Raw genomic sequence first — 26611 nt, 5'->3', positions numbered from 1 at the left:
TGCTATGCTGATGGCGGCCCCCGCCTTCGCGGGGGCGACGGTAAATCATCCTCATACCTTCGGCGCCACCTTCATATCCTTGGGCATGTCGCCCATCTGCGGCGGCATATAGCGCTCGTCATGCTTGGCGAGGATGCGGTCGGCCACGAACACGCCGTCGGCGCGCATCCGGCCGTCGGCAACCATCCCCGAATTTTCGGCGAACAGGTCGGGGACGATGCCGGTGAACTGAACCGGGATCGACGCCTTGCCGTCGGTCGCGACGAAATCGATCGTCAGCCCGTCGGCCTGTCGCTTGATGCTGCCCGCGGCGACCATGCCGCCCAGCCGCATCGGCTCGTTGACGATGGTCTTTCCGGCTTTCACCTCGGCGGGGGTGCGGAAATAGGCCGCTTCGTCGCGCAGCGCGCTCGCCCCAAGCACACCGGCGCCTGCCACGCCTACCAGCGCGAAAGCCGCGAGGATCAATCGTTGGTGCTTCGCCTTCATTTCGGGTCCCCGCGCGGCGCGCCGCCGCGCCGACCATCGGTGCGGAGCGCATCGCTGCGCTTCTCGGCCTTCGCCATCGCGCGCCAACTCGCCCACAGGACGGCGCCGGTCAGCAGCGCGGTCAGGGCATAGGCCGCCACGACATAGGCCCATTGCCCGCTCCCGCTGATCACCCCCGTCACGCTTCAGGTCCCCCGGTCACGTCAATCTTCTTCATCGGCCAGCCGCCGCAGCCGCGCCGCAACGCGATTGTCGGCGATGATCCGCCGCATCCGCATCAGCACGATGGCGCCGAATAGCAGCGAAAAACCGAGCAGGGTCAAGCCCAAAGGCCACAGCAGCGCCTTGTCGATGCTCGATCCGCCCAGCGTGATGCTCGGGCCCTGATGCAGGCTGTTCCACCACACGACGCTGCGGTTGATGATCGGAATGTTGATCGCACCGACCAGCGCATAGATCGCCGCGCCGCGCGACAGCGATCCGCCCTGCCGCTGGCCCTCATCGCCGTTCGTCAGCGCGATGAAGCCTGCATAGAGAAAGAGGAGGACCAGCATCGACGTCATCCGCCCGTCCCATTCCCACCAGGTTCCCCACGTCGGCTTGCCCCAGATCGACCCGGTCGCCAGGCACAGCGCGGTGAACAGCATCCCCGGCACCGCGATCGCCCGCGCCGCGATCCCCGACAGCGGATGCCGCCAGACGAGTTGCACCAGCCCTGCCACCGCAAGGCTCGTCCAGCCGCCCATGCCGAGCCAGGCCGAAGGAACATGAACATAAAGAATGCGCGCGGTCTCGCCCTGCTTATAGTCGCCGGGAACCATCGTCAGGCCCGCGAAGGCGCCGCCGAGCACGAGCAGCAATCCGACGCCGAGCAGCCACGGCGTCAGCGGCTTGGCGATCGCCAGAAAACGGGTCGGATTGGCGTAAGCGTGCATCGGTTCGCGTCGTCTTTAGGTGAGGCCGATTTATCGGTCCAGTGAATTGCCCGGCGCGACCCGGCGGCGTCGGTTTTGCCCGTGAGGCGCAGAAGGTCAAGCCTCGCCCCGCTGTGAACCCGCGACCTCACCCCTCCGGCCGCGTCCATATCCACGTCCCCGTCACCGCCGCCGCGATCACCGGCACCATCACCCACGGCCAGGGCGACAGCACCGCCGCCAGGACGATGCTCACCGCAAACGCGGCGGTCGCCGCGATCTTGCCCTTGCGGCTGATCGCGCCCTTCTCGCGCCAGGCGACGATATGATGCCCGAAATGCGGATGACCGAGCAGCCACGCCTCGAGCCGCGGCGACGAATTGGCAAAGCAGAAAGCGGCGAGGATGACGAACGGCACCGTCGGCAACAGCGGCAGAAACGCACCGATCGCGCCGAGTCCCAGCGAAGCCCAGCCTGCGACCAGATAGAAATGCCGTTTCATCAACGGCTGGCTTAGCGGATTTGAACCGCACTGCCACCCACATCCGTATCGGGAGCCCCTCTCTCTATCCGTTCGCCCTGAGCTTGTCGAAGGGCCGTTCTTCTCTTTCCACCGTGAAGCAAGAAGGACGGTGCTTCGACAAGCTCAGCACGAACGGAAAATGAGAAGGGCGACGTTCACCCCCGTCCGATCAGCTTCTGCGCCATCCGGTCGGCCACCACCGAAGCCGGCGTCCCGCTCGCCTTGCTCTCCGCCCAGATTTCGGCGAGGCGGCCGGGGATCAGGTGGATGCGGCTCTCGACCTCGTCCTGGCTCCCCTGCCCCAGATATTCCAGCGCGACATTGATGATGCCGCCCGCATTGATGACATAATCAGGCGCATAGACGATGCCGCGGTCGTGGACGCGCTGGCCGTCGGCCGCGGTCGCCAGCTGGTTGTTCGCGCCGCCCGCGATGATCGGTACGCGCAGCTTCTCGATGCTGCGCTCGGTCAGGATCGCGCCCAGCGCATTGGGGCTCAGCACGTCGGCCTCGATCTCCATGATCGCCGCCGAATCGGCCAGATCCGCGCCCAGTTCCTCGGCCAGCGCCTTCGCGCGCGCCAGATTGACGTCGGCCAGCGTCAGCTTCGCGCCCTCGGCCGCCAGCCGCCGCGCGACCCCGCCGCCGACGCTGCCGACGCCCTGGATCGCGACGCGCACGCCCGCGGCGCTGTCGGTGCCCAGGCCCTCGCGGATCGCCGCCTTGATGCCCAGATAGACGCCGAGCGCGGTGAACGGCCCCGGATCGCCGCCGGCCTCGCCGCTGGCCACCGGAAGCCCGCTGACATGCTTGGTATGTTTGGCAATCTCGACCATGTCGGCGTCGGTGATCCCGACGTCTTCGGCCGTGACATAGGCGCCGCCCAGCGATTCGACCGCGCGGCCGAACGCCGCGAGCAGCTCGGGCGTTTTCGCGGCGCCCTCGTCGGCCAGGATCACGCCCTTGCCGCCGCCCATCGGCAGGCCGGCCATCGCGTTCTTGTAGCTCATGCCGCGCGACAGGCGCAGCGCATCGGTGATCGCCGCCGCGCGCTGCGGATAATGCCAATAGCGCACCCCGCCCGCGCCGGGGCCAAGGTGCGTCGAGTGGACCGCGATGACCGCCGTCAGTCCACTCGCCCGATCGCGGAACATGTGGACATGCTCATGATCGTCGAAATCGGCGAAATCCCAGACAGCAGACATGCGCGACTCCTCGCGTTAGAAAATTACGTTAGGACGTAATAATCCGTCGGATCGCGGGTGTCACCCCCAATAGCGCATATGCGCGAAGATCGAGAAAATGGGGCGACCAACGGGGCTCGAACCCGCGACCTCCGGTACCACAAACCGGCGCTCTAACCAACTGAGCTATGGTCGCCACACGCCGGGCGAAACCGCCTGCGACAGCGCGCGGCGATAGGCGCGCGCCCCCGTCGCGTCAAGCATTGTTCGCGCTGGCGTCGCCCCCTAAAAGCGCGCCATGGCTGGCAACGAACATGTCGACATGGCGACCTCGGGCGCCGACCGCACCGCCGAGCGGCTCTCCGCCGTCCCCGGCATCCGGCGCGCGCCCTCGCTCAAGCTCCAGCAGTTCATGCTCCCGCGCTTCCTCGACGCCGAAACCTGCGCCGCGCTGATCGCGCTGATCGACGGCGACGCGCGCCCGTCGACGATCGCCGATCCGAACGGCGACGAAGCGTTCCGCACCAGCTCGACCTGCGACCTCGACCATCGCAACCCGGTGGTGATCGCGGTCAACAACAAGCTCCACGATCTCACCGGCATCCCGCTCGAATATGGCGAGCCGCTGCAGGGGCAGCGCTATGACGTCGGCGAGGAATTCAAGGCGCACACCGACTATTTCGACCCCGACGGCGCCGACTGGGAAACCTATTGCGCGATCCCCGGCCAGCGGAGTTGGACGTTGATGATCTATCTCAACGAGCCCGCCGCCGGCGGCGCGACGCGCTTCCTCGCCACAGGGAAAATGCACCAGCCCGAAACCGGCAAATTGCTCGCGTGGAACAACATTCGGCCCGACGGCACGGTGAACCCCGACACGCTCCACCATGGGATGAAGGTCCGCAAGGGCCGCAAATATATCATCACCAAATGGTTCCGCGAGCGGCCGTGGCCATGGGCGGAGGGGGAGCTGCGGTAAACCCGCGTCAGCCCCCGTTGGGAGCCGGCATTAGCCGACCCCCATGGTTTTACCGCACCAGCCGATACTGAAAACTCAGCGTCAGCGTGTTCGCGACCTGCCCCGGCTCGACCGGAGTGGCCTTGGCGTCCATCGCCTGCAGGCGCACCATCGGCGGCGCCGGCGGCGGCGGGCCAGCATAGCTGCCGCCCTCGCTGATCGACACCAGTTCAGCACTGCGGAACCCCGCAAGGCGTGCATAGTCGGCGGCCTTCGCCTCGGCTTCCTTGATCGCCGCGCCGCGGGCACCGACCAGCTGCGCATCCGCGTCTTTCATGCCGAACCACGGCCCCTCGATATTGGTCCCGCCCGCGGCCACCAGCGCGTCGAGCAGCGGGCCGATGTCGGCGATCTTGTTCGTCGTCGCGCGTACGGTGTTCGACACCTGATAACCGATGAAGCGCGGCGGCTGGCCGTTGCCGTTGTTGCTATAGTCATATTGCGGCGACAGGCTGATGCCGCTTGTCTGGATATCCTCGGCCTTGATCCCGCGTGCTTTCGCCGCGGCAATCAGCTTGTCCATGGCAGTCGCATTCAGCCGCATCGCCTCGACCGCGGTCGGCGCGGTCGTCGTCACCCCGGCGCCGACGGTCGCCTGGTCGGGGCGCGAGCGCACTTCCTCGCTCACGCTGAAGCTCAGGATCGGCCCTTGCGCCGTTGCTGCGGTCACCGTCGAGCCTCCCTGCTGCGCGATGGCGGGAGCCGCCGCGATCAAAGCCATTCCGGCGACCATAACGGTGAGCAGTTGCTTCGTCATTTCATTCTCCTGTCGGCCGGACCCCCGGCCATTTCCGATTTCCAGCCCGTAACGCAGACGGACTGGACCCGTTCCGGCCTTTGCGCGCATGGCGCTTGCATGATGCTGAACGTATCGGTAGCGCGCCGTTCATCATGGCAGCACCGATTTTATCTTATGAGGGCCTCGGCCTTGTGCAAGGCAGCGGCTGGCTGTTCCAGGACCTGGACATCTATGTCGGCGCGCGCGACCGCCTCGCGCTTATCGGTCGCAACGGCGCGGGCAAGACGACGCTGCTGAAATTGCTCGCGAACCGCATCGACGCCGACAAGGGCAAGCGCACGATCGTCCCCGGCACCCATGTCGTGATGCTCGAACAGGAGCCCGACCTGTCGGCCTTCGACACGCTGATGGATTTCGCGACGTCGGGCGCCGACGCGCCCGCCGAACATGACGTCGCCGCGATCGCCGACCAGCTCGGCATCGACATGAGCCGCACCGCCACAAGCGCCTCGGGCGGCGAGCGCCGCCGCGCCGCGATCGCGCGTGCGCTGGCGCAGAACCCGGACGTGCTGCTCCTCGACGAGCCGACGAACCATCTCGACCTCGCCGCAATCGACTGGCTCGAAAACTGGCTCGCGCGCTACACCGGCGCCTTTGTCGTCATCAGCCACGACCGCACCTTCCTAACGCGCCTGACGCGCCAGACGCTGTGGCTTGACCGCGGCAGCATCCGCCGCAAGGAAATCGGTTTCGGCGGCTTCGACGAATGGACCGAAGCCGTGTTCGCCGAGGAAGCCCGCGCCGCGCAAAAGCTCGATTCGAAGCTGCGGCTCGAGGCGCACTGGCTCGAACGCGGCGTCACCGCACGCCGAAAGCGTAATCAGGGCCGTCTCGAAAAGCTCAAGGAAATGCGTGCAACGCGCGCCGCAATGATCGGCGGGCCCGGCGTCGCCAAGCTCGGCCTTGCCAACGACGACGTTCGCTCGAAATCGGTGATCGTCGCCGACCGGATTACCAAGCGCTTCGGCGACCGCACGATCATCAGGGACTTCGATTTCCGCGTCCAGCGCGGCGACCGCATTGGCATCGTCGGAGCCAATGGCGCGGGCAAGTCGACGCTGCTCAAGCTGCTCACGGGCGAAATCCAGCCCGACGAAGGGACGGTCACGCTCGCCCCGACGCTCGACGGCATCGTGATCGATCAGCAACGCAGCCTGCTCGCCCCCGACAAGACGGTCCGCGACATCCTTGCCGACGGAGGCGATTGGGTCGAGGTGCGCGGGGTCAAGAAGCACGTCCAGGGCTATCTGAAGGACTTCCTCTTCGATCCGGGCATTGCCGAAGCCAACGTCGGCGCACTCTCGGGCGGCGAGCGTTCGCGGCTGCTCCTCGCGCGCGAATTTGCCCGCGAATCGAACCTGCTCGTCCTCGACGAGCCGACCAACGACCTTGATCTCGAAACGCTCGACCTGTTGCAGGAGGTCATCGCAGACTATGAGGGCACCGTCCTCCTCGTCAGCCACGACCGCGACTTCCTCGACCGCACGGTGACCGTCACGCTCGGGCTCGATGGGTCGGGAAAGGTCGATATCGTCGCGGGCGGTTATGCCGATTGGGAAGCGAAGCGCGTGAAGCCCGCCGCGACGAAGGCCAAGGCTGCAGCCAGCGAAACGGCGCCGCCGCCGCAAGCGCGCAAGAAATTGAGCTACAAGGACCAGCGCGACTACGACCTGCTCCCGGCCCGGATCGAAGCGATCGAGAAGGAGATGGCCGCAATAGAAGCCGAACTCTCCGACAGCAGCCTGTTCACCCGCGACAACGCGCGCTTCAACGCGCTGACGACGAAGCTGGACCAGCTGCGCGACGAGAAAACGGCAGCCGAGGATCGCTGGCTGGCATTGGCCGAAGAGGTTGAAGCGCTGAGTTAGCGTCCGTTTTGGGGTGGGAAGCGGCCGTTCCTACTCCAGCCTCGTCATCCCGGACTTGATCCGGGATCCATAGCCGCACCGCCGTTGTGGATCCCGGATCAAGTCCGGGATGACGATAAAAGGGACGGCGACTAACGGTCGAGAGCGGACCTTGGGCCTCCTCACCCCATCCCGTAAAACCGCGCCAGCCGATCGAGCGCCAGCCCCAGCACCAGCTTCCCCGATCGCGCAGGCCATCCCATCGCTTTCTCCGCGCCGCCGATCCCCTCGCCCGCACAGATCACGCGCCAGCATATATCCGCAAGCCCGGGCCCGACATGATCGACCGCAGCATGAAAGCGCCGACGGGCATCGATCCGCGCCAGCGACGCGTCCGACGCCCGCGCGCCGCCGCGGCCCTTTGCCGGCGGGGCCGCATCCCAGCGCATCGTCACCCGCGCCGACAATCCCGCGCGCTCATAATCGGCCCGCAGGCGCTCGCCGGCCTGCAACTGCGCGCCGGTCAACAGCCCCCGCGCCGCAAGCCAGGCGATCGGGCTCTCCGCGACATTCACCGTCACATGCCGCATCACTTGCGGCCCTACCTTGTCGGGATCGAGCCGGTCGTCCGGGTGGATGCGCGTGTCGAGGCGGCGTGCAGTCATGCGATTCTCCTTGGTTGCAAGACTCACTTGACATTGGATTATTTTGTAGGAAAGTAGAAACCGATTTGGTTATTCAAGGATAGACAATGATCAACAGCATCCGCGCCGTGCGCCGCGCCAAAGGCCTGACGCTCGAGGAGGTGGGCCAGCGCTGCGATCCGCCAACGACCGCACAGACGATCGGCCGCCTTGAAACCGGCACGCGAACGCTGTCATTGGGCTGGATGAACCGCATCGCCAAGGCGCTGGGGGTCGAAGCCGCCGAGCTCGTCCAATTGCCGCAGGATACCCAGCTCACCATAACCGCGCACCTCGGCGCCGACGGTGCGCAAGCGCCGACGCGGGTCGAACAGGCGCTCACCGCGCGGCCGGGCGAGGACATGGTCGCGGTGCGCGTAACCTCGTCGATCGGCGATTATCGCGCGGGCGACGAAATCTGGTGCCGCCGGATCGAGGGCGACTGGACGACCGCGCTCAACCGCGACATCCTCGTCCCCCGGCCCGCTGGACGCTTCTTCTTCGCCCGCCTGCTCAACGTCGACGGCGAAAAGCTCCATCTGCTCCCGTTCGGCACCGGTCAGCGCCAGCAGGTCGTCAGCAACCCGCCCTGGGCGGCGATCGCCGTGCGCCTGATTCGGACCCTCTAAGCCCCCGTTCGCCCGGAGCTTGTCGAAGGACCGTCCCTTTTCTATGTCGCCAAGGAAGAACGGTGCTTCGACAAGCTCAGCACAAACGGATGAGGTGTCACGGATGACTGCTCCTCTCCGCGTCCTCTCCATCGCGACCCTGTTCCCCGATGCGGCGCGGCCTAACTTCGGCCTGTTCGTCGAGAGAAGCCTGCGCGCGCTCGCCGCACAGCCGGGCATCGAGTTGACGGTCGTCGCGCCAGTTGGCCTGCCGCCGTTCCCGCTCTCGCTCCACAAGCGCTACCGCGTGCTGCGGAGCCTGCCGCGCACCGAGGAATGGCACGGCCTGACCGTCCACCGCCCGCGCTTCACGTTGATCCCGCGTTACGGCGCCCGCTTCAACCCCGCGAAGGTTGCCCGCGCGGTCCTATCGGCGGTTCGCGGCCGGTCGTTCGATGTCGTCGATGCGCAATTCTTCTATCCCGACGGCCCCGCCGCGATGCGCGTCGCCGACGCGCTCGGCCTGCCCTTCTCGGCCAAGGCGCGCGGCGCCGACATCAGCCACTTTGGCCATGACTCCGCGACCGCGCCGCCGGTGATCGAGGCGGGCCGCCGGGCCGCGGGCCTGCTCGCCGTGTCCGACGCCCTGCGCCGCGATATGGCCGCCATCGGCATCGACCCTGCGAAGGTCGCGGTCCACTACACCGGCATCGACCCGACGCGGTTCCATCCCGGCGACCGCGCCGCGGCGCGGGCCGCGCTCGGCATGGGCGATGCATCGGCGATCGCGACCGTGGGTGCGCTCATTCCGCGCAAGGGCCAGGCCCTCGTGATCGAAGCCCTGCCAGCGCTACCCGGCGTCCACTACTGGCTCGCCGGCGCCGGCGAAGAGGAAGGCCGCTATCGCGCGCTTGCCAAGCGCCTCGGCGTCGCCGACCGCGTCCATCTGATGGGTCCCGTCGCCAACGCCGATCTGCCACGGCTCTACCGCGCCGCCGATGTCGTCGTGACGCCCTCCATCAGCGAAGGCCTCGCCAATGCGTGGGTCGAGGCGCTCGCTTGCGGCACCCCCATCGTCATCAGCGACGCAGGGGGCGCTGGCGAACTCGTCACGTCGCCCGTCGCCGGGCGCATCGTCGAGCGGACGCCGGGCGCCATCGCCGCGGCCGTGCAATCGATCCTCGCGGCGCCGCCGTCACCCGAAGACGTGGCTGCCAGCCTTGGCGGCCGCTTCGACTGGGATCGCAACGGCCGCGAGCTGGCGGAGCATCTCCGCTGCTGCGCTGGCCGCTAGCTTACACAACCGCGCCGTCGTCCTTGCGCTCGACGCGTTCCGCACCGCCTGCGCCCGCGCTGGTGCGCGGCACGAAGCTGTCGGGACCAACCTTCAACCACACCAGCACCGGCGTCGACATCAGAACCGACGAATAACCGCCGATGAACACGCCGAACAGCATCGCGGCAGTAAAGCCGAAGATCACGTCCGGGCCAAAGATCAACAGCATGCCGAGCGCCAGCACCATCGCGACCGTGGTCATGACCGTGCGCGACAGCGTCTCGTTGATGCTGAGATTAAGGAGCGGAATGATCTCCATCTTGCGGTATTTTTTAAGGTTTTCGCGAATGCGGTCATAGACGACGATCGTGTCGTTGAGCGAATAGCCGACGATCGTCAGCAGCGCCGCGACGCTGTTGAGATCGAATTGCATCTGCGTCACCGCGAACAGCCCGAAGGTCAGCGATACCTCGTGGAACAGGCGGCCGAGCGCGCCGACGCCAAATTGCCACTCGAACCGGATCCAGATGTAGATCGAGATGCCCAGGATCGCGAGCCCCAGGCTGAGCGCGCCTGTCCGGATCAGCTCCTCGGACACCTTGCCCGACACCGTCTCGACAGAGCCGGTCTTGGCGGTCGGAAACGCTTTGTGGATTCCGTCCACCAGCTGCTTGCCCGCGCGTTCGGCGGCCGCCTTGTCGCCTTCGGGCAGCGCGGTGCGGATCGACACCGCCTTATCCGATCCGAACTGCTGGATCGTCGCTTCGCCAAGGCCGATGTTACCGACCTTTTCGCGAATCTCGTCGATCGCTGGCATTGTCTGGGAAAATTCGACGCGGACCGACTGGCCGCCGACGAAGTCGACGCCGAAGTTCAGCCCCTTCACGGCGACGAGCGCAATCGAAACCACAACGAGGAAAAAGCTCATGAACGAGGCGAATTTTCGCCACCGCAGGAAATCGATATTGGTGTCGTCGGGGACGAGTTTCAGCAAGCGCATCTCTCTGCTCCCTCCTTAAATGTTGATCGTCGTCGGGCGCTTGGTCCGCAGCCAGTGGGCAACGAACATGCGCGTGACGGTGACGGCGGTGAAGACGCTGGTGACGATGCCGATGGTCAGCACCACGGCGAAGCCCTTGATCGGACCCGATCCGAACCAGAACATCAGCGAGGCGGCGATGACGTTGGTCACGTTCGCATCGAAGATCGCGCGGCTGGCCTCGGAATAGCCCAGCTCGACCGCCTGGAAGACCTTGCGCCCGCGTTTCAACTCCTCGCGTATGCGCTCGTTGATCAGCACGTTCGCGTCGACCGCGGCGCCGATCGTCAGCACGAAGCCGGCGATGCCCGGCAACGTGAGCGTCGCATTGAACGCCGCCATGATCGCGATGATCAGGAAGATGTTAAAGAACAGCGCGATGCACGCATAGACGCCGAAGCGGCCGTATACGACGATCATCAGCACCAGCACCGAGACGGTCGCGATGATGCCCGCGATCGCGCCCTTCTCGATCGAATCCTTGCCGAGTTCGGGGGTTACCGTGCGCTCTTCAACGACTTCCATTTTCACCGGCAGCGCGCCGGAGCGGAGCGAAATCGCCAGCGCGTTCGCGCTTGCGACGCTGAAGCTGCCCGAAATCTGTGCGCTGCCGCCCAGGATCGGTTCGTTGATCGACGGCGCCGACAGCACCTTGCCGTCGAGGACCATCGCGAACCGCTGGCCGACGCTCTGCGCCGTCACCTTGGCGAAGGTGCTCGACCCGCCCGAATCGAAGCGGATCGACACGACCGGCTGGTTATTCTGGGGATCATAGCTCTGTTTGGCGTCGATCAACTGCTCGCCGCTGATCATCACCTGACGGCGCAGCACTTCGAAGCGCGCGCCATTGCCCTCGCCTTCCGCATAGGGGACGATTTCGCTGCCGACCGGCGCGCGGCCCGCCGCGGCCTCGTTGGGATCGGCGTTGGCGTCGACCATGCGGAACTCCAGGCGCGCGGTCTTGCCGATCAGCTCCTTGAGCGCCGACGGATCCTGCAGACCCGGAACCTGCACGACGACGCGGTCGGTTCCCTCGCGGATGATCGTCGGTTCGCGCGTCCCCAACGCGTTGACGCGGCGGTCGATGATGTCGCGCGCAGTGTCCATCGCATTGGCCACGGCCTGCGTCTGCCCCGCCGACGTCGGCGTCAGCACGATCCGCGTCGTGTCGACGACGTCGATGCGCCAGTCGCGCTGGCCGGTCGCGATCCCCGCGCCGCCGGTCTCGTTGAACAGCCGATCGCGCGCCGCGTCGAGCTGGCGCTGGTCGCGGACCAGGAAACTGATCTTGCCGCCGGCGTTCGACAGTTCGCCGATCGCGATATCGTCGTCAGGCCCGCGGTCGCCGCGCATCGCGGCGCGCACGGTCTTTTCCATATTGGCGAGCTGCGTCTTCTGCAGGTCGGCGAGATCGGCCTCGAGCAGCAGATGGCTGCCGCCCGCAAGGTCGAGGCCCAGATTGACCTTGGCCTGCAGGAAGCCCGGCAGGCTGTCGTGCACCTTTTGCGGCAGGAAGCTGGGAATGGAAAACAGGATGCCCAGCACCAGAATGATGCTGATGCCGATGGTCTTCCAGCGCGGGAAATCGAGCATGATGATGTTCCGGTTGGTCTGGACAGCGCCGCGATCGCGGCGCCGAAACGTCAGTCGTTCGCGGGCTTTGCGCCCGGCGAAACCACATCCGACAAAGTGGCCTTCACGACCTTGATCTTCACGCCCTGCGCGATTTCCACGTCGGCATATTCATCGTCGACGCGCGTGACCTTGCCGACGATGCCGCCGCCAGTCACGACCTGATCGCGCGGCTTCACCGCTGCGATCTTGGCGCGATGCTCCTTCATCCGCACCTGCTGGGGGCGGATCAGGAAGAACCAGAACACGACGAAGATCAGGATCATCGGGATGATCTGGGCAAAGGCGAAGGCCCCGCCCCCCGATCCGGCCGCCTGGGTCAGAAGCAGATTGGTCGACATGAATGAAGAACTTTCTCGTTACAGCCTCGGCCGATCCGGTGCGGAAAGGCCAAGAAAAATATGGCGCGGCGCCTATCACGCAGGGGCCGGGCGCGCAAGCAAGTCGCTTCATCCCTCCCCCGTTGGCGCTCGCCGAAATGGGAAGCGCGGCAGGCAGGTCAAGGGCGGGCGGAAAGAATGTCGGCGAACGGCCATCACCGTGCTTCGTCTTTGCTCAGGAGAGCCTTGCATCGCCGTCCAAGCCGCGCTAGGGGCCTCGCCTGCCCAATCGGGCCGGTCGGGACGTAGCGCAGCCTGGTAGCGCATCACACTGGGGGTGTGGGGGTCGGAGGTTCGAATCCTCTCGTCCCGACCAATTTTACCAAAGGCCATATCCTCAAGGCGGGTTGGCCGCTTAGCTCAATCGAGCCCAAGCAATTTTCGCGCGTTACCCGCGCGGATCTTCGCTTTCTCTTCCGCTGTCAGATCCAGCTTCTCGAACGCTTCGATCGTTTTCGGCAGCGAGATCTGCGGAAAGTCCGACGCCAGCAGCACATGATCGACCCCCACGTTGCGGATCGTCCAGACGAACTCGGCTTCTATCGGGGAATCGGCGGCCAGGATCACGCCAGCACTGATGTCGAAATAGATATTGTCGGCGAACAGATTTTCCGCTGTCCGCGCCAGCGCCAGCATGTTCCAGAAGCGGAAATTAAGCCCGCCCATATGTGCGAAGATGAAGCGCGTCTTCGGCGCTTTCAGCGCCAGGTTGAACAGATTTTCGCTGTCGCCGGGCAAGATGTTCGCATTGTCCATCACGACGATCAGCCCCGCCTCGCCCGCCCGCTTGACCAGCGCCAGCACGCGCGGGTCGGCCACGTCGAACTGCTGCGTGTGCGGATGGATCTTCAGCAGCTTGACGCCGCGCGCGGCGACGCGATCGACCTCGGCGAGCGCCGCGTCGCCGTCATAGGGATGGACCGTCGCAATCGCGATCATCCCCTTATGCTGCGCGGCCAGCGCGATCAGTGCGTCGTTGCGCGCGCGAATATCGTCGGGATTGCCCGCCAACGCCTGATTGGGTCCGCCGAACCACATCGCGCCGAACGCGGAGACCGACTGACCCGCCGCCTTGAGCTGCGCCTCATATTCGCGGATCGACGCCTCTCCGTTCCACAAATGGACGTGCGTATCGATAACCCGGTCCTGACCGAACGCGGTCGTCGGCATCGCGAGCGCAAGAGCAACGAGCAAGGGCCGCATTCCATCTCCCAATCGTCGCTTAATCGGCGGTCTGTCTGGCTTTAAGCTGTCTGCTTTTAAAGAGAATAAGGGGCGGCCCGCAAGCCGCCCCTTGTTCTTAGTTCGTGCCCGACGGCGCCTCGGCCGGCGGCGCGGGGGCGCGGGCACTGCGCATCTTTTCGATCTCGCCCTTGTCGATCATGCCGTCGCCGTTGGCGTCAACATGCTTGATGAAGGCATCGACCTTGTCGGGCGACGCCAGGCTCGGATCGCCCTGCTTCTGGGCGCGCATCTCGGCCATCTTGGTGACCTCGGCCTTGTCGAGCTTGCCGTCGCCATTGGTGTCGATCATCGCGAAAAGGCGGCCATCGTCCTTTGGCGGCTGCGCCGACGCGATGGCCGGAATCAGGCCCGCCGCAGCGGCGATCATCATAAACTTCTTCATTCTACGTCCTTTTGGTCATGAACGGCGCGTGCGCCGGGATACCCCGGCGCCGACATGCCAGCTTGAACGTCGCAAAACTATGCCGGCGCAGCTCGGCTCGTCACGGTTTCAGCACGACCTTGCCGATCACCTCGCGCCGTTCCAGCATCGCGAAGCCTTTGCGCCAGTCGCCCAGGTCCAGCGCAGCATGGACATGCGGCCGGATCATCCCCGCCGCCGCCAGCGCATCGATCGCCGCGACATTCTCGGCGCCGCGCTCGGGAAAGCGCCGGCCATATTCGCCCGCGCGCACCCCGACGATCGAAAAGCCCTTGATCAGCGGCATGTTGACCGACACCTCGGGGATCCGCCCCGACGCAAAGCCGATCACCAGCAGCCGCCCGCCGAACGCGATGCAGCGCGTCGATTCGTCGAACACATCGCCGCCCACCGGGTCGAAAATCACATCGGCCCCCTTGCCACCGGTCAGCCGCTTTACCTCTTCGCGAAAGCCGGCATGGGCCGCGATCACGGCGTCGGGGGCGTAGAGCCGCCCAATTGCGTCGCGCTTTTCCGCGCTACTCGCCGCCGCGATCACCTTCGCGCCCAGCGCCTTCGCCAGATCGACGGTGGCCAGCCCCACGCCGCCCGCTGCGCCATGCACCAGCAAGGTCTCGCCCGCCTCGATCCGCCCGCAACGGACCAGCGCCACATAGGCGGTGAGATAGGCGACGGGGTAGGCCGCGGCCTCCTCCCAACCCAGCGCGGCCGGTTTGGGGCGCAGCGCGCCCGCCGGAACCACCGCATATTCGGCCATGGCTCCAAACCGGTTGCCGCCGACCACCGCATCGCCGACGTCCCAATCGGCGACGCCTGCACCCACCGCATCGACTTCGCCGGCAAACTCGAGGCCCGATACGAACGGCAGTTCGGGCTTCAACTGATAGCCGCCGCCGGTCATCAGCAGGTCGGGAAAATTCACCCCCGCCGCGCGCACCCGCACCCGCACCTCACCGGGAGCCGGATCCGGAATCGGCAGGTCGACGATCCCCGCGCCGCCATGATCGGAAAGCAATTCGCGCACCTGGAGCGCCCGCATCGAAAAAGCCCTTTCCTACAATATTCCTATATGGTTCGTTATCACATCTACGAGAACCAAAGGAGCGAATCATGCCAAGACCCGACCCCTCGATCAGCGACGCCGACGCGTTGATCGATGCCGTCATCGACCGCGAAGGCCGATATGTAAACCACCCCGCCGATCGTGGCGGCCCGACCTGTTGGGGGATCACCGAGGCGGTGGCACGCGCGCAGGGCTATGAAGGCTGCATGCGCGAACTGCCTCGCGCCGATGCAGCCGCCATCTATCGCCGCCTCTATTGGCTGCGCCCCGGCTTCGACAAGGTGGCCCTGCGCGCACCAAGGATCGCGGCCGAGCTGTTCGATACCGGCGTCAACATGGGAACCGCCACCGCAGCCGGTTTCCTCCAGCGCGCGCTCAACGCGCTCAACCGCGCCGCGCGCGACTATCCCGACATTGCGGTCGACCGCGACATCGGCCCGCGCACGCTGTCGGCGCTCGACGGCTTCCTGAAAGCGCGCGGCAAAGGCGGCGAAACCGTCCTGCTGCGCGCGATGGAGGCGCTGCAGGGTGAGCGCTACATCGCGCTCGCCGAACGCCGCCCCAGCCAGGAGGCCTTTCTCTACGGCTGGCTCGCGAACCGCATCGGCGAGGCCTGACGCATCGGGGCCCGCCATGAGGCTGAACTTCACTGAACTTTGACAATAAAGGAGTAGCCGAATGAGCATCATCGAAGGCCTGATCGGCCCCGTCGCCAAGCTGATCGACAAGATCATCCCCGACCCCGAAGCGCGCGACCGCGCCAAGCTCGAACTTTTAAAGCTCGAAGGCAGCCAGGAAATGGAGGCGATCAAGACGCGCATGACCGCGATCGTCGCCGAAGCAAGCAGCGCCGACCCCTGGACCAGCCGCGCGCGGCCGAGCTTCCTTTATGTCATGTATGCATTGCTGCTGTGGGCGATCCCGATGGGCCTCATCGCCGCCGCGCGGCCCGACATGGCAAAGGGTATCGCCGAGGGCATGAACGCCTATCTCGCCGGCATTCCTGAGCCGCTCTACGCGCTCTTCGGGACGGGCTATCTCGGCTACACCGCGGCGCGGGCATGGGGGAAGGTCAAGGGGATCGAGAGCTAAAGCTTCTCCAAGCCTTGCTCTCACTTCAAGCCTCGCTCTCAGTCGTGTGTCCCCGCGAAGGCGGGGACCCATCTCCCGCCAGTTCGAAATGGCGCGGCCGGATGATGGGCCCCCGCCTCCGCGGGGGCGCACGGCTTTTTCAAGCCGCCCCCTCCACCACCCGCGCCAAATTCGCCAGCGACGAATTCAGCCCCGCCACATGATCCTTCGCCGAAATCCCCGGCGGCACCTGATGCGCGTCGACCGTGACCAGCGTGCCGCCCCCCTGCCGCGACAGATACCAGTGCATCGCCATCGTTCCTGAAAAGCGTGGATCGTCGGATTCGAACTCGACCTCCCACACGATCAGTCGCCCGTCGTCCAGCGTCGGGATATAGACCTCGACGACATCGCTATCATCGTCGCTTTTGGTCTCGACATCGGCGTCATCGAACGTCAGCCGCATCAGAAAGCCGCCGCCCGCGCTCAGATCGACATGCTCGAACGTCCCCGTCGCGCCCTCCGGCGGCAGCCACCGCGCCAGCTTGTCGGCGCTGGTAAAGGCCGCGAAGACATCGACCAGCGGCGCCGCGATCAGCCTTTCGGCATGATCGGTGCGCCGCGTCTTCTTGGTCGGCTTCAAGCGAGCGCTGCTTTGACCGCGGCGACGGCGTCGTTGGCCGCGCCACCGTCGGGGCCACCGCCTTGCGCCATGTCGGGACGCCCGCCGCCGCCCTGCCCGCCGAGCGCCGCGACCGCAGCCTTGACCAGCTCGACCGCGCTGTGACTGCCCGTCTTGTCGTCGGTCACGCCGACCGCGACCGAAGCGCGCCCGTCGTTGACCGCGACGAGCATCGCGACGCCGCTGCCGACCTGCTTCTTGAGGCCATCGACCGTGCCGCGCAATTCCTTGGGATCGAGACCATCGACGACCTGCGCCAGAAAAGCGGTATCTCCGACCTGCTCGACCGCCGGTCCGGAAGCCGCGCCGCCGCCAGCACCGGCAGAACCGCCGAGCGCAAGCGCTTTCTTCGCGTCGGCCAGTTCGCGCTCGACCTTCTTGAGCTGCTCGGCAAGCGTCGCAACACGCGCCGGCACTTCGTCAGGCGACGTTTTCAGCGCAGCCGCGGCAGCCTTCAGCGCCTCGTCGCGGCTGTTCAGCCACAGCCGCGCCGCCTCGCCGGTCAGCGCCTCGATGCGCCGCACGCCCGACGAAACCGCGGATTCGCTGACGATCTTGAACAGCGCGATGTCGCCCAGCGCGCGGACATGCGTCCCCCCGCAAAGCTCGACCGAATATGATTTGTCGTCCGCTGCGCCCATGCTGAGCACGCGCACTTCGTCGCCATATTTCTCGCCGAACAGCGCCAGCGCCCCCGCCGCGACCGCATCGTCGGGCGTCATCAGCCGCGTCGACACGGCTTCGTTACCGCGGATCTGCGCGTTCACGTCGGCCTCGATCTCGGCAATCTCCTCGGCGGTCAGCGCCTTGGGGTGCGAGAAGTCGAAGCGGAAGCGATCCTCGGCGACGAGGCTGCCCTTCTGCGTCACATGCCCGCCCAAGCGGTTACGCAGCGCCGCGTGCAGCAAGTGCGTCGCGCTGTGGTTGGCGCGGATACGGTCGCGCCGCGCGGCATCGACGGTGAGCTGCACCGTGTCGCCGACCTTCAGCGTTCCGGCCTCCAGCTTCGCCTGATGCGCGTGCAGCCGTCCCAGCGGCTTGCCCGTATCGCTGACGAACGCCTTGGCGCCCTCCAGCGTCGCGATTGTCCCCGCGTCGCCCATCTGGCCGCCGCTCTCGCCATAGAAGGGCGTCTGGTTGGTCAACACGACGACCGCGTCGCCAGCCTTCGCCTGATCGACCGGCTGACCGTCCTTGACCAGGCCGATCACCGTCGCCTCGCCCGCGGTCGAGGTGTAACCCGTGAACTCAGTGCTGCCGTTGCTCTCGGCGAGGTCGAACCAGATTTCCTCCGACGCCTTCTCGCCGCTGCCCTTCCAAGCGGCGCGCGCCGCCGCCTTCTGCTGCGCCATCGCCGCATCGAAGCCTGCGCGATCGACCGAAATGTCGTTCGCGCGCAGCGCGTCCTCCGTCAGGTCATAGGGGAAGCCATAAGTGTCGTAGAGCTTGAACGCGACCTCACCGGGCAGCGTATCGCCCTTGCCCATTTGAGCCGTCGCCTCGTCGAGCAGGCGAAGCCCCTTGTCGAGCGTCTGGCGGAACTTGGTCTCTTCGCGCTCCAGCGTCTCTGCGATTAGCGGCTGCGCGCGGATCAGCTCGGGATAGGCGGCGCCCATCTCGGCGGTGAGCGACGGCAGCAGCCGGTGCATCAACGGATCCTTCGCGCCCAGCAGATGCGCGTGGCGCATCGCGCGGCGCATGATTCTGCGCAGGACGTAGCCCCGGCCCTCGGCCGACGGCAGCACCCCGTCGGCGACGAGGAAGCTCGACGCGCGGAGGTGATCGGCGATCACGCGGTGGCTCGCCTGCGTCGCCCCCTCGGCCGGGACACCGGTCAAATCGACAGACGCCGCGATCAGCGCCTTGAACGTGTCCGTGTCGTAATTGTCGTGGACGCCCTGCAGCACCGCCGCAACGCGCTCCAGTCCCATGCCGGTGTCGATGCTGGGCCGCGGGAGGTCGACGCGCTCGCCGCCGGGCAGTTGCTCATACTGCATGAACACCAGGTTCCAGATCTCGACGAAACGGTCGCCGTCTTCCTCCGGCGATCCCGGCGGGCCGCCCCAGATATGGTCGCCATGGTCATAGAAGATTTCGCTGCACGGTCCGCACGGCCCGGTGTCGCCCATCGACCAGAAATTATCGCTCGTCGGGATGCGGATGATGCGATCCTCGGGCAGCCCCGCGATCTTCTTCCACAGTTCGAAAGCTTCATCGTCCGTGTGATAGACCGTCGCGGTCAGTTTCTCAGGGCTAAGGCCCCAGGTCTTGGTGATCAGCGTCCACGCATGATGGATCGCCTGCTCCTTGAAATAGTCGCCGAAGGAGAAATTCCCCAGCATTTCAAAAAAGGTATGATGCCGCGCGGTATAGCCGACATTGTCGAGGTCGTTGTGCTTGCCGCCCGCGCGCACGCATTTCTGCGACGAGGCCGCGGTGCTGTACGGCCGCTTTTCCAGCCCGGTGAAGACATTCTTGAACGGCACCATGCCCGCGTTGACGAACATCAGCGTCGGGTCGTTGTACGGCACCAGCGGCGCCGATGGCTCGATATGATGTCCCGCCTCCCCGAAATAGTCGAGAAAAGAGCGGCGAATGTCGTTGGTCGATGTCATGCGCGCGATCTAGTGCGGCGCGGCGCGTTTCTCAAGCATCATGCGCGTCGCCGTGCCGCTGCCCTACCGCTGGCAGAGACGATTAAGTTCCTCGTCGCTATATCCGGCCTCATCGATCAACTGCTGGGAAATATAGCGCACATCATATTGCGAGATATTGTAAACGCCCTCGCGGACTCGGTAGACAAGCAATCCGCCGCAGGTTCCGGCGATCCCGGGATGCGAACTGAGCACTGCGAAATAGGCGTAAGCGCCAGGATAAATGGCATCTTCGGGGTTGTTCAGCCAGCCGTCGAGCCTGGACGTGAAGCGGCCCGCTCCCGTCTGGTGCATCTTCGCTTCCTCGCTGAAGCGTTGCATCTCGGCCGGTGTAGCTTCGAGCGCCGGGTCCATCATCTTCGCCAGCGCGGCGCCATTGCCCTTGTCCAAGTTTTCGAGAAAGCCTGCGACGAATTTCGTCGCGGCGGCGACTTCGGCGGCGCTGGGCTTCCAGTCGGCCGGCACCGCCTTGTAAGGATCGGTCGCGGGGTCGAAACAGGAAAAATGCTGGCGGAAATTCTTGATCACCATCACGCCGCGCTCAACATCCACCTGGTTGTCGAAATAATAGCGGCCGAAGCGCGACTTCAGCTTTCCGCAGCGCTGAATTGCGATCGCCTTGATGCGGTCGACAACGGGGTCGTACTGATCGGCGTCGATCATCTCGACCGTTGCAAGATAACCTTTACCAGCAACAGCCTCGATCTTGATCTCGGGCTGGCCGGCAGCCGTCGCCGCCAGCAACGCAAACGCCATCATCCCCATTTACCCCGTCCCTACCATGCAGAAACGACCCGGGCGGACATTGTGCAATGCAGTGCCGATCCGCAACCGCAAATTTATATAGCGGCCGCCAACATCTCAAAATGCGGTCGCGATCCCCTTGCCCAGATAGCAGGGCAGCTCGCGCAGCACCTCGGCCTTCGGGACGCCTTCCTCGATCAGCGTCGGCGGAACTTCGGAGGTATCGACGCGAACGACGGTGAAGCCGCTTGCCGACTCGGCACGGTGAACGACGACATAGCCGCAATCCATCGTGCCGTCCTTGCGATCGCCGCGGAAATCGAACGCAGCGTAAAGTCCCGGCGGCTGGCCTGCGGGATCGAGGTACCAGCTGAGACGCAGCACGCGGATTTGGCCGTCGGCCCACAGCGTCGCCCGCTTGCGCTGGTTCATCTCCCACTCGAGCCGTGGGTTCGAAGCCTGGAAGGAAAGGCGCAGCATCGCGTAGGCCGACGCAAAGTCCCGTTTGGCGAGTGCCATCGTATAGGCGGCGAAACGGTCCATCGCGGCGCTTTCATCGACAGACGTCGGCTTAAAAACGACGCCATCCGGCACGACCACGTCGCGTTCGACGTCCGTGCCGAGCGGCGGGGTCGCGCCGAGAAGAAGCAACGGAACCGCGAGAGCAAGCCAGCGGCGGTCAATAGCCATAATAGGCGCCGCCCTTTTCTCTCGCGCGGCGCCAAGCCGGACGATCGTGGCAGGCGTTCACAAAATTCGCGAGTTTAGGATAGCGCGGCGCCATGCCCTGCATGATCGCGATCTCTGCCGGAAAGCTCAGCATGATGTCCGCCGCCGACAGATTGTCGCCGACGAAATGGCCGGCATCGCTGACTTCGTTCTCCATATAGGAAAAATGCGAATCGAGTTGCTGCGCGATCCGCGGTTCGAGCGTGGCTGCCGCTTCGCCAAGCCGCGCGGTGTAGAGGCGCAGCAGGATCGGTGTCATCGCCGACCCCTCGGCGAAGTGCATCCATTGCAGGTGGCGGACATGATCATCGGTCCCACGCTGTGGCACAAGCGCACTGCCACCATGATAGTCGCACAAATATTCGGCGATCGCCGCGGACTCGATTATGATGCGGCCCCGCCCGCCGGACGCGGAATCATTGCGGTCCTCCAGCACCGGAGATTTGCCGAGCGGATGCACCGCGACCAACTCCGGCGGCGCGAGATTGGTGATCGGGTCGCGGTCGTAGAATTTGATCTCGTAGGGAATGCCGATCTCTTCGAGCAGCCACAAGATGCGCTGCGAGCGGCTGTTGTTGAGATGGTGGACGATCAAGCTCATCGCGCTCTCCTTCGCTTATTGGGGGTAAGTTCCATTGCGGTCGATCAGCGCCGCAAGTTCGCGCACCAGCTTGGCGCCTAGGATTGCTGTCACGTCACCGACGTCGCGGCCGGGGTGGTGCTCGACGATGTCGGCGCCGACGATCGGCGCGGTCTGCTTGTGCAGCACGGCGAGCACCTCGCGCACCGTCAGCCCGCCGGGTTCGGGATGCGCTACGCCGGGCGCCGCCGACGGGTCGAGGCCGTCGAGGTCGATCGAAATATAGAGCGGGCCGTCCAACACCGGCACATCGTCGGGCGTGAAGCCCGCCATCGGGACGATCTCGACCCCGAAACGCTTGGCTTGTTCGCGGCAATGCCCATTCAAGGTCCGGATCCCGACCTGCACCAGCCGCTTGGCATGGCCGGCCTCGCAGATACGCGCAAAAGGCGACGCGTGGCTGCGCGGATTGCCGCCGAAATCGTCGTAGAGATCGGGGTGGGCATCGAAATGCAGGATAGTTACCGGCCCGAAGCAGGTCGCGGCCGCTTCAACGAGTGGAAAGCTCACCGCATGGTCGCCGCCGAGCGCGAGCGGCACTTCGCCATCCTTTTGGAGCATGGCGACATGGCGCCGGATCGCCGCATCGTCGCGCGCCGCGTCTTCGGTCAGTGGAAGGTCGCCATCATCGGAAAAGGCGATGTCGGTCCCGATCTCGGGCCCGAGCTCGCTCGCCAGATTGCCGCGATCGCTGCGCAGCGCCGCCCGAATGGCGGCGGGACCACCGGCGGCGCCTCGCTCGAAACTGCTGTTGATGTCGGTCGGCAAGCCGAAGAGGCGGATCGCGGGCATGCGCTGCTTGTAGCTAGCAGCAGGACCCGCGCAAGGACCATCCGCGTGGGGTTCCCTAAGCCGGGCGGGCACCACCGCCCTTCCCAACAGCGCCATGTCCACGCGGAAAATGGCTTGGCCTGAACGCCCGATCAACGGCGGGCGGGCCGATCTGCGAGAGGGACATGTGCAGATCTTTGGCAGCCGCAAGGAAGCCGCGAGGCCCGCCGCCGTCGGCCGGCCGGTTTATGGGAGGGGGAAACCGGCCGGATAGCGTATGCTGTGGCGATCAGATATCGCCGTCGTCGCCGTCGTCGTCGGGACCGGCCATCATTTCCTCGGCCACCGCATCGGTGCGGCCGCGAATCGCAGCTTCCAGACGTTCGCGCAGTTCGGGGTTCTCGGTCAGGAAATTCTTCGCATTTTCGCGGCCCTGCCCGATGCGGATCGAGTCGTAGCTGAACCACGCGCCCGATTTTTCGACGAGCCCGGCCTTAACGCCGATGTCGAGAATCTCGCCGATCTTCGAAATGCCTTGCCCGTACATGATGTCGAACTCGACCTGCTTGAACGGCGGCGCGACCTTGTTCTTGACGACTTTGACGCGGGTGGTGTTGCCGACGATCTCGTCGCCATTCTTGATCTGGCCGGTGCGGCGGATGTCGAGACGAACCGAAGCATAGAATTTGAGCGCATTGCCGCCGGTCGTGGTCTCCGGATTGCCATACATCACGCCGATCTTCATGCGCAGCTGGTTGATGAAGATCACCATGCAGCGCGAACGGCTGATCGAGCCGGTGAGCTTGCGCAGCGATTGCGACATCAGGCGCGCCTGCAGGCCCACATGGCTGTCGCCCATCTCGCCCTCGATTTCGGCGCGCGGGACGAGCGCGGCGACCGAGTCGACGACGAGCACGTCGATCGCATTCGATCGCACCAGCGTATCGACGATTTCGAGCGCCTGCTCGCCCGTGTCGGGCTGCGAAACGATCAGTTCGTCGATGTTCACGCCGAGTTTGCGGGCATAGACCGGGTCGAGCGCATGTTCGGCATCGACGAAGGCGACGGTGCCGCCGGTCTTTTGCGCCTCGGCGAGCGTGTGCAACGCCAGCGTCGTCTTGCCCGAACTTTCCGGGCCATAGATTTCGATGACGCGTCCGCGCGGCAGACCGCCGACTCCGAGCGCGATGTCGAGCCCGAGCGACCCGGTCGAGATCGCCTCGACCTGCATCGCTTCCTTCGACCCCAGCTTCATCACCGAGCCCTTGCCGAACGCGCGATCGATCTGCGCGAGCGCGGCGTCGAGCGCCTTCTGCCTATCCGTTCCGTTCACTGATTTCCCCGATTCGACGAGTGACAACTGTCCGGCCATGACCGTCCCTTTCCAGCTCTAAAGCGACCGCAGAAGCATCGCAATGGCCGACTATGTGCCACATTTGTTCTTGTAGAACAAGTAAGGAACAAAAGAAAATTGGAGCGTGAAAATTGCTCAGGTTTCGGACCGAAATTCGTCGAGTGCCGCCTCGATGTCGCCGATCCGGAACGGCTTGGTGACCAACCGGCGATTCGCATGCTCGGCTGGAATCACATCACCCCCGCCCGAGGTGAACGCGAAGGGTATGCCGCGTTCCGTCAGCGCATCGGCAACCGGCCAGCCCTTTTCCTCGCCAAGATTGATGTCGACGAGCGCACCGTCGATCGATTCGGAGGCAATGATGGCGAGAGCGTCGTCCTTTGTGGTGGCCTGTGCCGGCTCGGGCAGGCCGAGCGCGTCGAACATGTCGGCGAGCATCATGCCGATCAGCACATCGTCCTCTACAAGCAGGATGCGGGGGGCGTCAGTCATTGGCAATCCGATGCGCGGCATTGTCGAGCGCCGCCGACACCGCCTCGGCCAGCTGGGCAACCGAGAAGGGTTTCGGCAGAAAAGCGACATCGTCGATGTTGATCGACTGGCGCAGCTGTTCCTCGGCATAGCCCGACATGAAAAGCACCAGCAAGGTCGGCCGTTTCGCGCGCATCGCCCGCACCATTGCGGGACCGTCCATCGTCGGCATGACGACATCGCTGACGATCAGGTCGATCTTGTCCATGGCGGCAAACCGTTCCAGCCCCTCTTCCCCCTGCGATGCGGTGACGACGCTATAACCCGCACGGGTCAGTGCTCGTTCCGCGACCGCGCGCACCATATCCTCGTCCTCGACCAGCAGGATGGTGCCGGTGCCCCATTGGCTCTTCTTGGGCTTGACCGGCGGCTGCGGGGTTGCGGGCGCCCCATTTTCGGCGCGATGCACGGGCAGATAAACGGTAAAGCTCGTCTCGCCCGGCTTGCTGTCGGCGAAAATGAACCCGGCCGATTGCTTGATGATGCCATAGACCGTCGACAGACCAAGGCCCGTACCCTTCCCCACATCCTTGGTCGTGAAGAAAGGCTCGAAAATCTTGGGCAGGATATCGGCCGGGATCCCGGTCCCGGTATCGCTCACTTTGAGCGCGCTGTAATCGGCGGGCGGCATGAACTCGTTGCCCATCTGGCGCACATCGGCGGCCGACACCGGATAGGTCTCGATCGTCAGCGTACCCCCGCCGGGCATCGCGTCGCGCGCGTTCACCGCCAGGTTGATGATCACCTGTTCGAGCTGCCCCGGATCGGCGCGCACGGCGCCGAGACCACGGCCGTGATGGACCGAAAGCTGGACCGTATCGCCGATCAGCCGCTTCAGCAGGTGCGACACTTCCGAAATCACGTCAGGCAGCTGCAGGATCTGCGGTCGCAGCGTCTGCTGGCGCGAGAAGGCCAGCAATTGCCGTGTCAGACTGGCGGCGCGGTTCGCGTTGCTGCGGATTTGCTGGATATCGTCATAATCGCTGTCGCCGGGCGTATGCCGCATCAGCATCAGGTCGCAGGCGCCGAGTACCGCGGTCAGGATATTGTTGAAGTCGTGCGCGACGCCGCCGGCAAGCTGGCCGACCGCCTGCATCTTGGAGGCCTGCGCGACCTGGCGCTTGAGGCGCGACTCCTCGCTCGAATCCTTGAGGCTGAGCAGCACCGCCGCCTCGCCGAGCCCCCGGACGCCGACGACGCGCATCGACACCGGCTCGTCGCTCTGGCCCACCAGGCGGATAGACAGGTCGCCGCCGACCTGTTGCCCGCTGCTGTGGCGGCGGATCATGTCGGCGAGCGGGCTCTTGTCCTCGCCAACGACGAGGTCGCCGGGGTAGCGCGGCGGCTTGCCGTCGCCGATGCCGGCCGCCCGGCCAAAGGCCCGGTTCATGTAAAGGAAACGCCCGTCGCGATCGACGAGCGCGAGGCCGAAAGGCAGCAGCGACAGCAAGGTTTCGACATAGGCCTGCGCCGTGCCGCGATCGGCCGGGCCCATTTCCTCGTCAAGCATTGCGAGCAGGATCGGCCCGTGCGGGTCGGCGGGGACGAGCGGAATCTGGATCATCCGCACCGGCGTCGCGCGGTCGCCCTCACGCGCGAAATAGAGCGAACCCGCATCGTCGAGGCGCAGCATCGGCGCGACGTCGCGGCCCGCATAATGGGTCGCATCGACCTCGCCCAAGGCGCGGAGGAGGAAGGCCCTGTTCGCGACACGCAGCCGCCCCTCGGCGTTCACCAGCGCGGCCATAACCCCCGCGTTGCCGAGCGTGAGGCCGGCCGGGCCCTCAAGATGGCGCAAGATTTCGGTGGCAATGTCGACCCGTTCGAGCGCAGAAAAGCGCCAGACGAGATAATCCTCGGCTTGTCCGGTGCGCGTCACCTGCGCCCGCAGGTGCAACGAACCGACCGCGACATCGTCGACAATGCCCTCACCGTCGCGCCATGCACTCTTGCCGGCATTTTTCAGCAGTTCGACCCCGCGGCCCTCAAGCGGCAGGCCCGGAGGGGTTGCGAACCCGCCCATCCAAGTCGCGAAAAGGTCATTCGCACAGACAAGGCGGCCGGCGCGGTCGGTCACCGCGATCGCAACATCGTCATGATCGACCGCGGTGCGCAGCATGGTCCAGTCAGAGAAACCGGATTCCCCGGCGGCCGTGCCCGGGAAGAGCCGGCGGACGAACAGCACGCCGCCGCCGACGAGGGACAGTCCGGCAAGGAAGCCGGCGGCCAGCACCGCGTCGCGCGTCGCCCAAAAGAACAACGCCACCGACGCCAGCGCCAGACCGCCGATGATGGCGACATCGATCCGCGACAG

At 65.5% G+C, this 26611-nt stretch carries 28 protein-coding genes and 2 tRNA genes; 7 read left to right on the top strand and 23 right to left on the bottom strand.

Annotated features, from left to right (window positions below; translation table 11 throughout):
• Nucleotides 1–51 precede the first annotated feature (51 nt).
• The 6 genes from ccmE to ATE67_RS12860 form a co-directional block, all read right to left on the bottom strand.
• Nucleotides 52–489: a cytochrome c maturation protein CcmE gene (gene ccmE / locus ATE67_RS12885; RefSeq protein ID WP_058817054.1), complete on the bottom strand. Its 438-nt coding sequence runs from the start codon at nucleotides 487–489 to the stop codon at nucleotides 52–54.
• Nucleotides 486–671 (bottom strand): hypothetical protein, encoded by a 186-nt coding sequence (locus ATE67_RS12880; RefSeq protein ID WP_058817053.1) that lies wholly within the window; start codon nucleotides 669–671, stop codon nucleotides 486–488. Before ATE67_RS12880 ends, ccmE begins: the two co-directional genes overlap by 4 nt.
• A 21-nt stretch (nucleotides 672–692) precedes the next feature.
• Nucleotides 693–1424, bottom strand: a complete 732-nt coding sequence (gene ccmC, locus ATE67_RS12875) for a heme ABC transporter permease CcmC (protein ID WP_058817052.1) — start codon at nucleotides 1422–1424, stop codon at nucleotides 693–695.
• 127 nt (nucleotides 1425–1551) lie between these two features.
• Complete coding sequence (locus tag ATE67_RS12870; RefSeq protein WP_058817051.1) at nucleotides 1552–1905, bottom strand: YbaN family protein; 354 nt, start codon at nucleotides 1903–1905, stop codon at nucleotides 1552–1554.
• Between the two features lie 176 nt (nucleotides 1906–2081).
• Entirely contained in the window at nucleotides 2082–3131 is a 1050-nt protein-coding gene (locus tag ATE67_RS12865) for a Glu/Leu/Phe/Val family dehydrogenase (protein WP_058817050.1), read from the bottom strand.
• 98 nt (nucleotides 3132–3229) lie between these two features.
• Nucleotides 3230–3306, bottom strand: a tRNA-His gene (locus ATE67_RS12860).
• A gap of 102 nt (nucleotides 3307–3408) precedes the next feature.
• On the opposite strand from ATE67_RS12860, the gene ATE67_RS12855 reads away from it, so the two are divergent.
• Nucleotides 3409–4089, top strand: a complete 681-nt coding sequence (locus tag ATE67_RS12855) for a prolyl hydroxylase family protein (RefSeq protein ID WP_231728150.1) — start codon at nucleotides 3409–3411, stop codon at nucleotides 4087–4089.
• A 49-nt stretch (nucleotides 4090–4138) separates the two neighbouring features.
• On the opposite strand, the gene ATE67_RS12850 is transcribed toward ATE67_RS12855, so the two are convergent.
• Nucleotides 4139–4885 carry an SIMPL domain-containing protein gene (locus tag ATE67_RS12850; RefSeq protein WP_058817049.1) on the bottom strand — a complete coding sequence of 249 codons (747 nt, stop codon included), beginning with the start codon at nucleotides 4883–4885 and terminating at the stop codon, nucleotides 4139–4141.
• 134 nt (nucleotides 4886–5019) lie between these two features.
• Here ATE67_RS12850 and ATE67_RS12845 point away from each other — a divergent pair, with 134 nt between their 5' ends.
• Entirely contained in the window at nucleotides 5020–6795 is a 1776-nt protein-coding gene (locus tag ATE67_RS12845; RefSeq protein WP_058817048.1) for an ABC-F family ATP-binding cassette domain-containing protein, read from the top strand.
• 161 nt (nucleotides 6796–6956) lie between these two features.
• On the opposite strand, the gene ATE67_RS12840 is transcribed toward ATE67_RS12845, so the two are convergent.
• Complete coding sequence (locus ATE67_RS12840) at nucleotides 6957–7439, bottom strand: DUF6456 domain-containing protein (RefSeq protein ID WP_082660349.1); 483 nt, start codon at nucleotides 7437–7439, stop codon at nucleotides 6957–6959.
• An 86-nt stretch (nucleotides 7440–7525) separates the two neighbouring features.
• Between ATE67_RS12840 and ATE67_RS12835 the strand changes: the two genes are divergently transcribed.
• Nucleotides 7526–8086 carry a helix-turn-helix domain-containing protein gene (locus ATE67_RS12835; protein ID WP_058817047.1) on the top strand — a complete coding sequence of 187 codons (561 nt, stop codon included), beginning with the start codon at nucleotides 7526–7528 and terminating at the stop codon, nucleotides 8084–8086.
• A gap of 103 nt (nucleotides 8087–8189) precedes the next feature.
• A complete protein-coding gene (locus ATE67_RS12830; protein WP_058817046.1) occupies nucleotides 8190–9359 on the top strand; it encodes a glycosyltransferase in 1170 nt (389 codons plus the stop codon).
• A 1-nt stretch (nucleotide 9360) separates the two neighbouring features.
• On the opposite strand, the gene secF is transcribed toward ATE67_RS12830, so the two are convergent.
• Genes secF through yajC form a run of 3 tightly spaced genes read right to left on the bottom strand, consistent with a single transcriptional unit; the run spans nucleotide 9361 to nucleotide 12353 of the window.
• Nucleotides 9361–10341 (bottom strand): protein translocase subunit SecF, encoded by a 981-nt coding sequence (secF, locus tag ATE67_RS12825; RefSeq protein WP_058817045.1) that lies wholly within the window; start codon nucleotides 10339–10341, stop codon nucleotides 9361–9363.
• 15 nt (nucleotides 10342–10356) lie between these two features.
• Entirely contained in the window at nucleotides 10357–11973 is a 1617-nt protein-coding gene (secD, locus tag ATE67_RS12820) for a protein translocase subunit SecD (RefSeq protein ID WP_058817044.1), read from the bottom strand.
• A gap of 50 nt (nucleotides 11974–12023) precedes the next feature.
• Nucleotides 12024–12353, bottom strand: a complete 330-nt coding sequence (yajC, locus tag ATE67_RS12815) for a preprotein translocase subunit YajC (protein WP_058817043.1) — start codon at nucleotides 12351–12353, stop codon at nucleotides 12024–12026.
• A 278-nt stretch (nucleotides 12354–12631) separates the two neighbouring features.
• Between yajC and ATE67_RS12810 the strand changes: the two genes are divergently transcribed.
• A tRNA-Pro gene (locus tag ATE67_RS12810) sits at nucleotides 12632–12708 on the top strand.
• 44 nt (nucleotides 12709–12752) lie between these two features.
• Here the strand turns inward: ATE67_RS12810 and ATE67_RS12805 are convergent.
• The 3 genes from ATE67_RS12805 to ATE67_RS12795 all read right to left on the bottom strand — a co-directional run bounded on the left by ATE67_RS12805 (nucleotide 12753) and on the right by ATE67_RS12795 (nucleotide 15097).
• Entirely contained in the window at nucleotides 12753–13595 is an 843-nt protein-coding gene (locus tag ATE67_RS12805) for an amidohydrolase family protein (protein ID WP_058817042.1), read from the bottom strand.
• Between the two features lie 97 nt (nucleotides 13596–13692).
• Nucleotides 13693–14019, bottom strand: a complete 327-nt coding sequence (locus tag ATE67_RS12800; RefSeq protein ID WP_058817041.1) for an EF-hand domain-containing protein — start codon at nucleotides 14017–14019, stop codon at nucleotides 13693–13695.
• A gap of 100 nt (nucleotides 14020–14119) precedes the next feature.
• Entirely contained in the window at nucleotides 14120–15097 is a 978-nt protein-coding gene (locus tag ATE67_RS12795) for an NADPH:quinone oxidoreductase family protein (protein ID WP_058817040.1), read from the bottom strand.
• A gap of 71 nt (nucleotides 15098–15168) precedes the next feature.
• Here ATE67_RS12795 and ATE67_RS12790 point away from each other — a divergent pair, with 71 nt between their 5' ends.
• Both ATE67_RS12790 and ATE67_RS12785 read left to right on the top strand, forming a co-directional pair.
• Nucleotides 15169–15738 carry a glycoside hydrolase family 108 protein gene (locus ATE67_RS12790; RefSeq protein ID WP_058817039.1) on the top strand — a complete coding sequence of 190 codons (570 nt, stop codon included), beginning with the start codon at nucleotides 15169–15171 and terminating at the stop codon, nucleotides 15736–15738.
• 61 nt (nucleotides 15739–15799) lie between these two features.
• Complete coding sequence (locus tag ATE67_RS12785) at nucleotides 15800–16213, top strand: holin family protein (protein ID WP_058817038.1); 414 nt, start codon at nucleotides 15800–15802, stop codon at nucleotides 16211–16213.
• A 139-nt stretch (nucleotides 16214–16352) separates the two neighbouring features.
• Here the strand turns inward: ATE67_RS12785 and ATE67_RS12780 are convergent, their stop codons facing one another.
• The 9 genes from ATE67_RS12780 to ATE67_RS12740 form a co-directional block, all read right to left on the bottom strand.
• Entirely contained in the window at nucleotides 16353–16835 is a 483-nt protein-coding gene (locus ATE67_RS12780; protein ID WP_058817037.1) for an SRPBCC family protein, read from the bottom strand.
• Nucleotides 16832–19489 carry an alanine--tRNA ligase gene (gene alaS / locus ATE67_RS12775; protein ID WP_058817036.1) on the bottom strand — a complete coding sequence of 886 codons (2658 nt, stop codon included), beginning with the start codon at nucleotides 19487–19489 and terminating at the stop codon, nucleotides 16832–16834. The genes ATE67_RS12780 and alaS overlap by 4 nt, the downstream gene beginning before the upstream one ends.
• A 63-nt stretch (nucleotides 19490–19552) precedes the next feature.
• Nucleotides 19553–20293, bottom strand: coding sequence for a hypothetical protein (locus ATE67_RS12770; protein ID WP_058817035.1), 741 nt, complete (start codon nucleotides 20291–20293; stop codon nucleotides 19553–19555).
• Between the two features lie 96 nt (nucleotides 20294–20389).
• Nucleotides 20390–20962, bottom strand: coding sequence for a hypothetical protein (locus ATE67_RS12765; protein WP_058817034.1), 573 nt, complete (start codon nucleotides 20960–20962; stop codon nucleotides 20390–20392).
• The gene (locus tag ATE67_RS12760) at nucleotides 20952–21602 is read right to left on the bottom strand and encodes a glutathione S-transferase family protein (protein WP_058817033.1); all 651 of its coding nucleotides are present in this window, start codon (nucleotides 21600–21602) and stop codon (nucleotides 20952–20954) included. Before ATE67_RS12760 ends, ATE67_RS12765 begins: the two co-directional genes overlap by 11 nt.
• Before the next feature lie 15 nt (nucleotides 21603–21617).
• Nucleotides 21618–22433: an agmatinase gene (gene speB / locus ATE67_RS12755; RefSeq protein ID WP_058817032.1), complete on the bottom strand. Its 816-nt coding sequence runs from the start codon at nucleotides 22431–22433 to the stop codon at nucleotides 21618–21620.
• A gap of 268 nt (nucleotides 22434–22701) precedes the next feature.
• Nucleotides 22702–23784, bottom strand: coding sequence for a recombinase RecA (gene recA / locus ATE67_RS12750; protein ID WP_058817031.1), 1083 nt, complete (start codon nucleotides 23782–23784; stop codon nucleotides 22702–22704).
• A gap of 117 nt (nucleotides 23785–23901) precedes the next feature.
• Nucleotides 23902–24258 (bottom strand): response regulator, encoded by a 357-nt coding sequence (locus ATE67_RS12745; protein ID WP_058817030.1) that lies wholly within the window; start codon nucleotides 24256–24258, stop codon nucleotides 23902–23904.
• Nucleotides 24251–26611, bottom strand: a complete 2361-nt coding sequence (locus ATE67_RS12740; RefSeq protein WP_058817105.1) for a hybrid sensor histidine kinase/response regulator — start codon at nucleotides 26609–26611, stop codon at nucleotides 24251–24253. The genes ATE67_RS12745 and ATE67_RS12740 overlap by 8 nt, the downstream gene beginning before the upstream one ends.

The organism is Sphingopyxis sp. H050 (assembly GCF_001468265.1).
In the GTDB taxonomy this organism is placed as follows: Bacteria; Pseudomonadota; Alphaproteobacteria; order Sphingomonadales; family Sphingomonadaceae; genus Sphingopyxis.
This window is presented reverse-complemented; position numbering and strand designations above follow the sequence as displayed.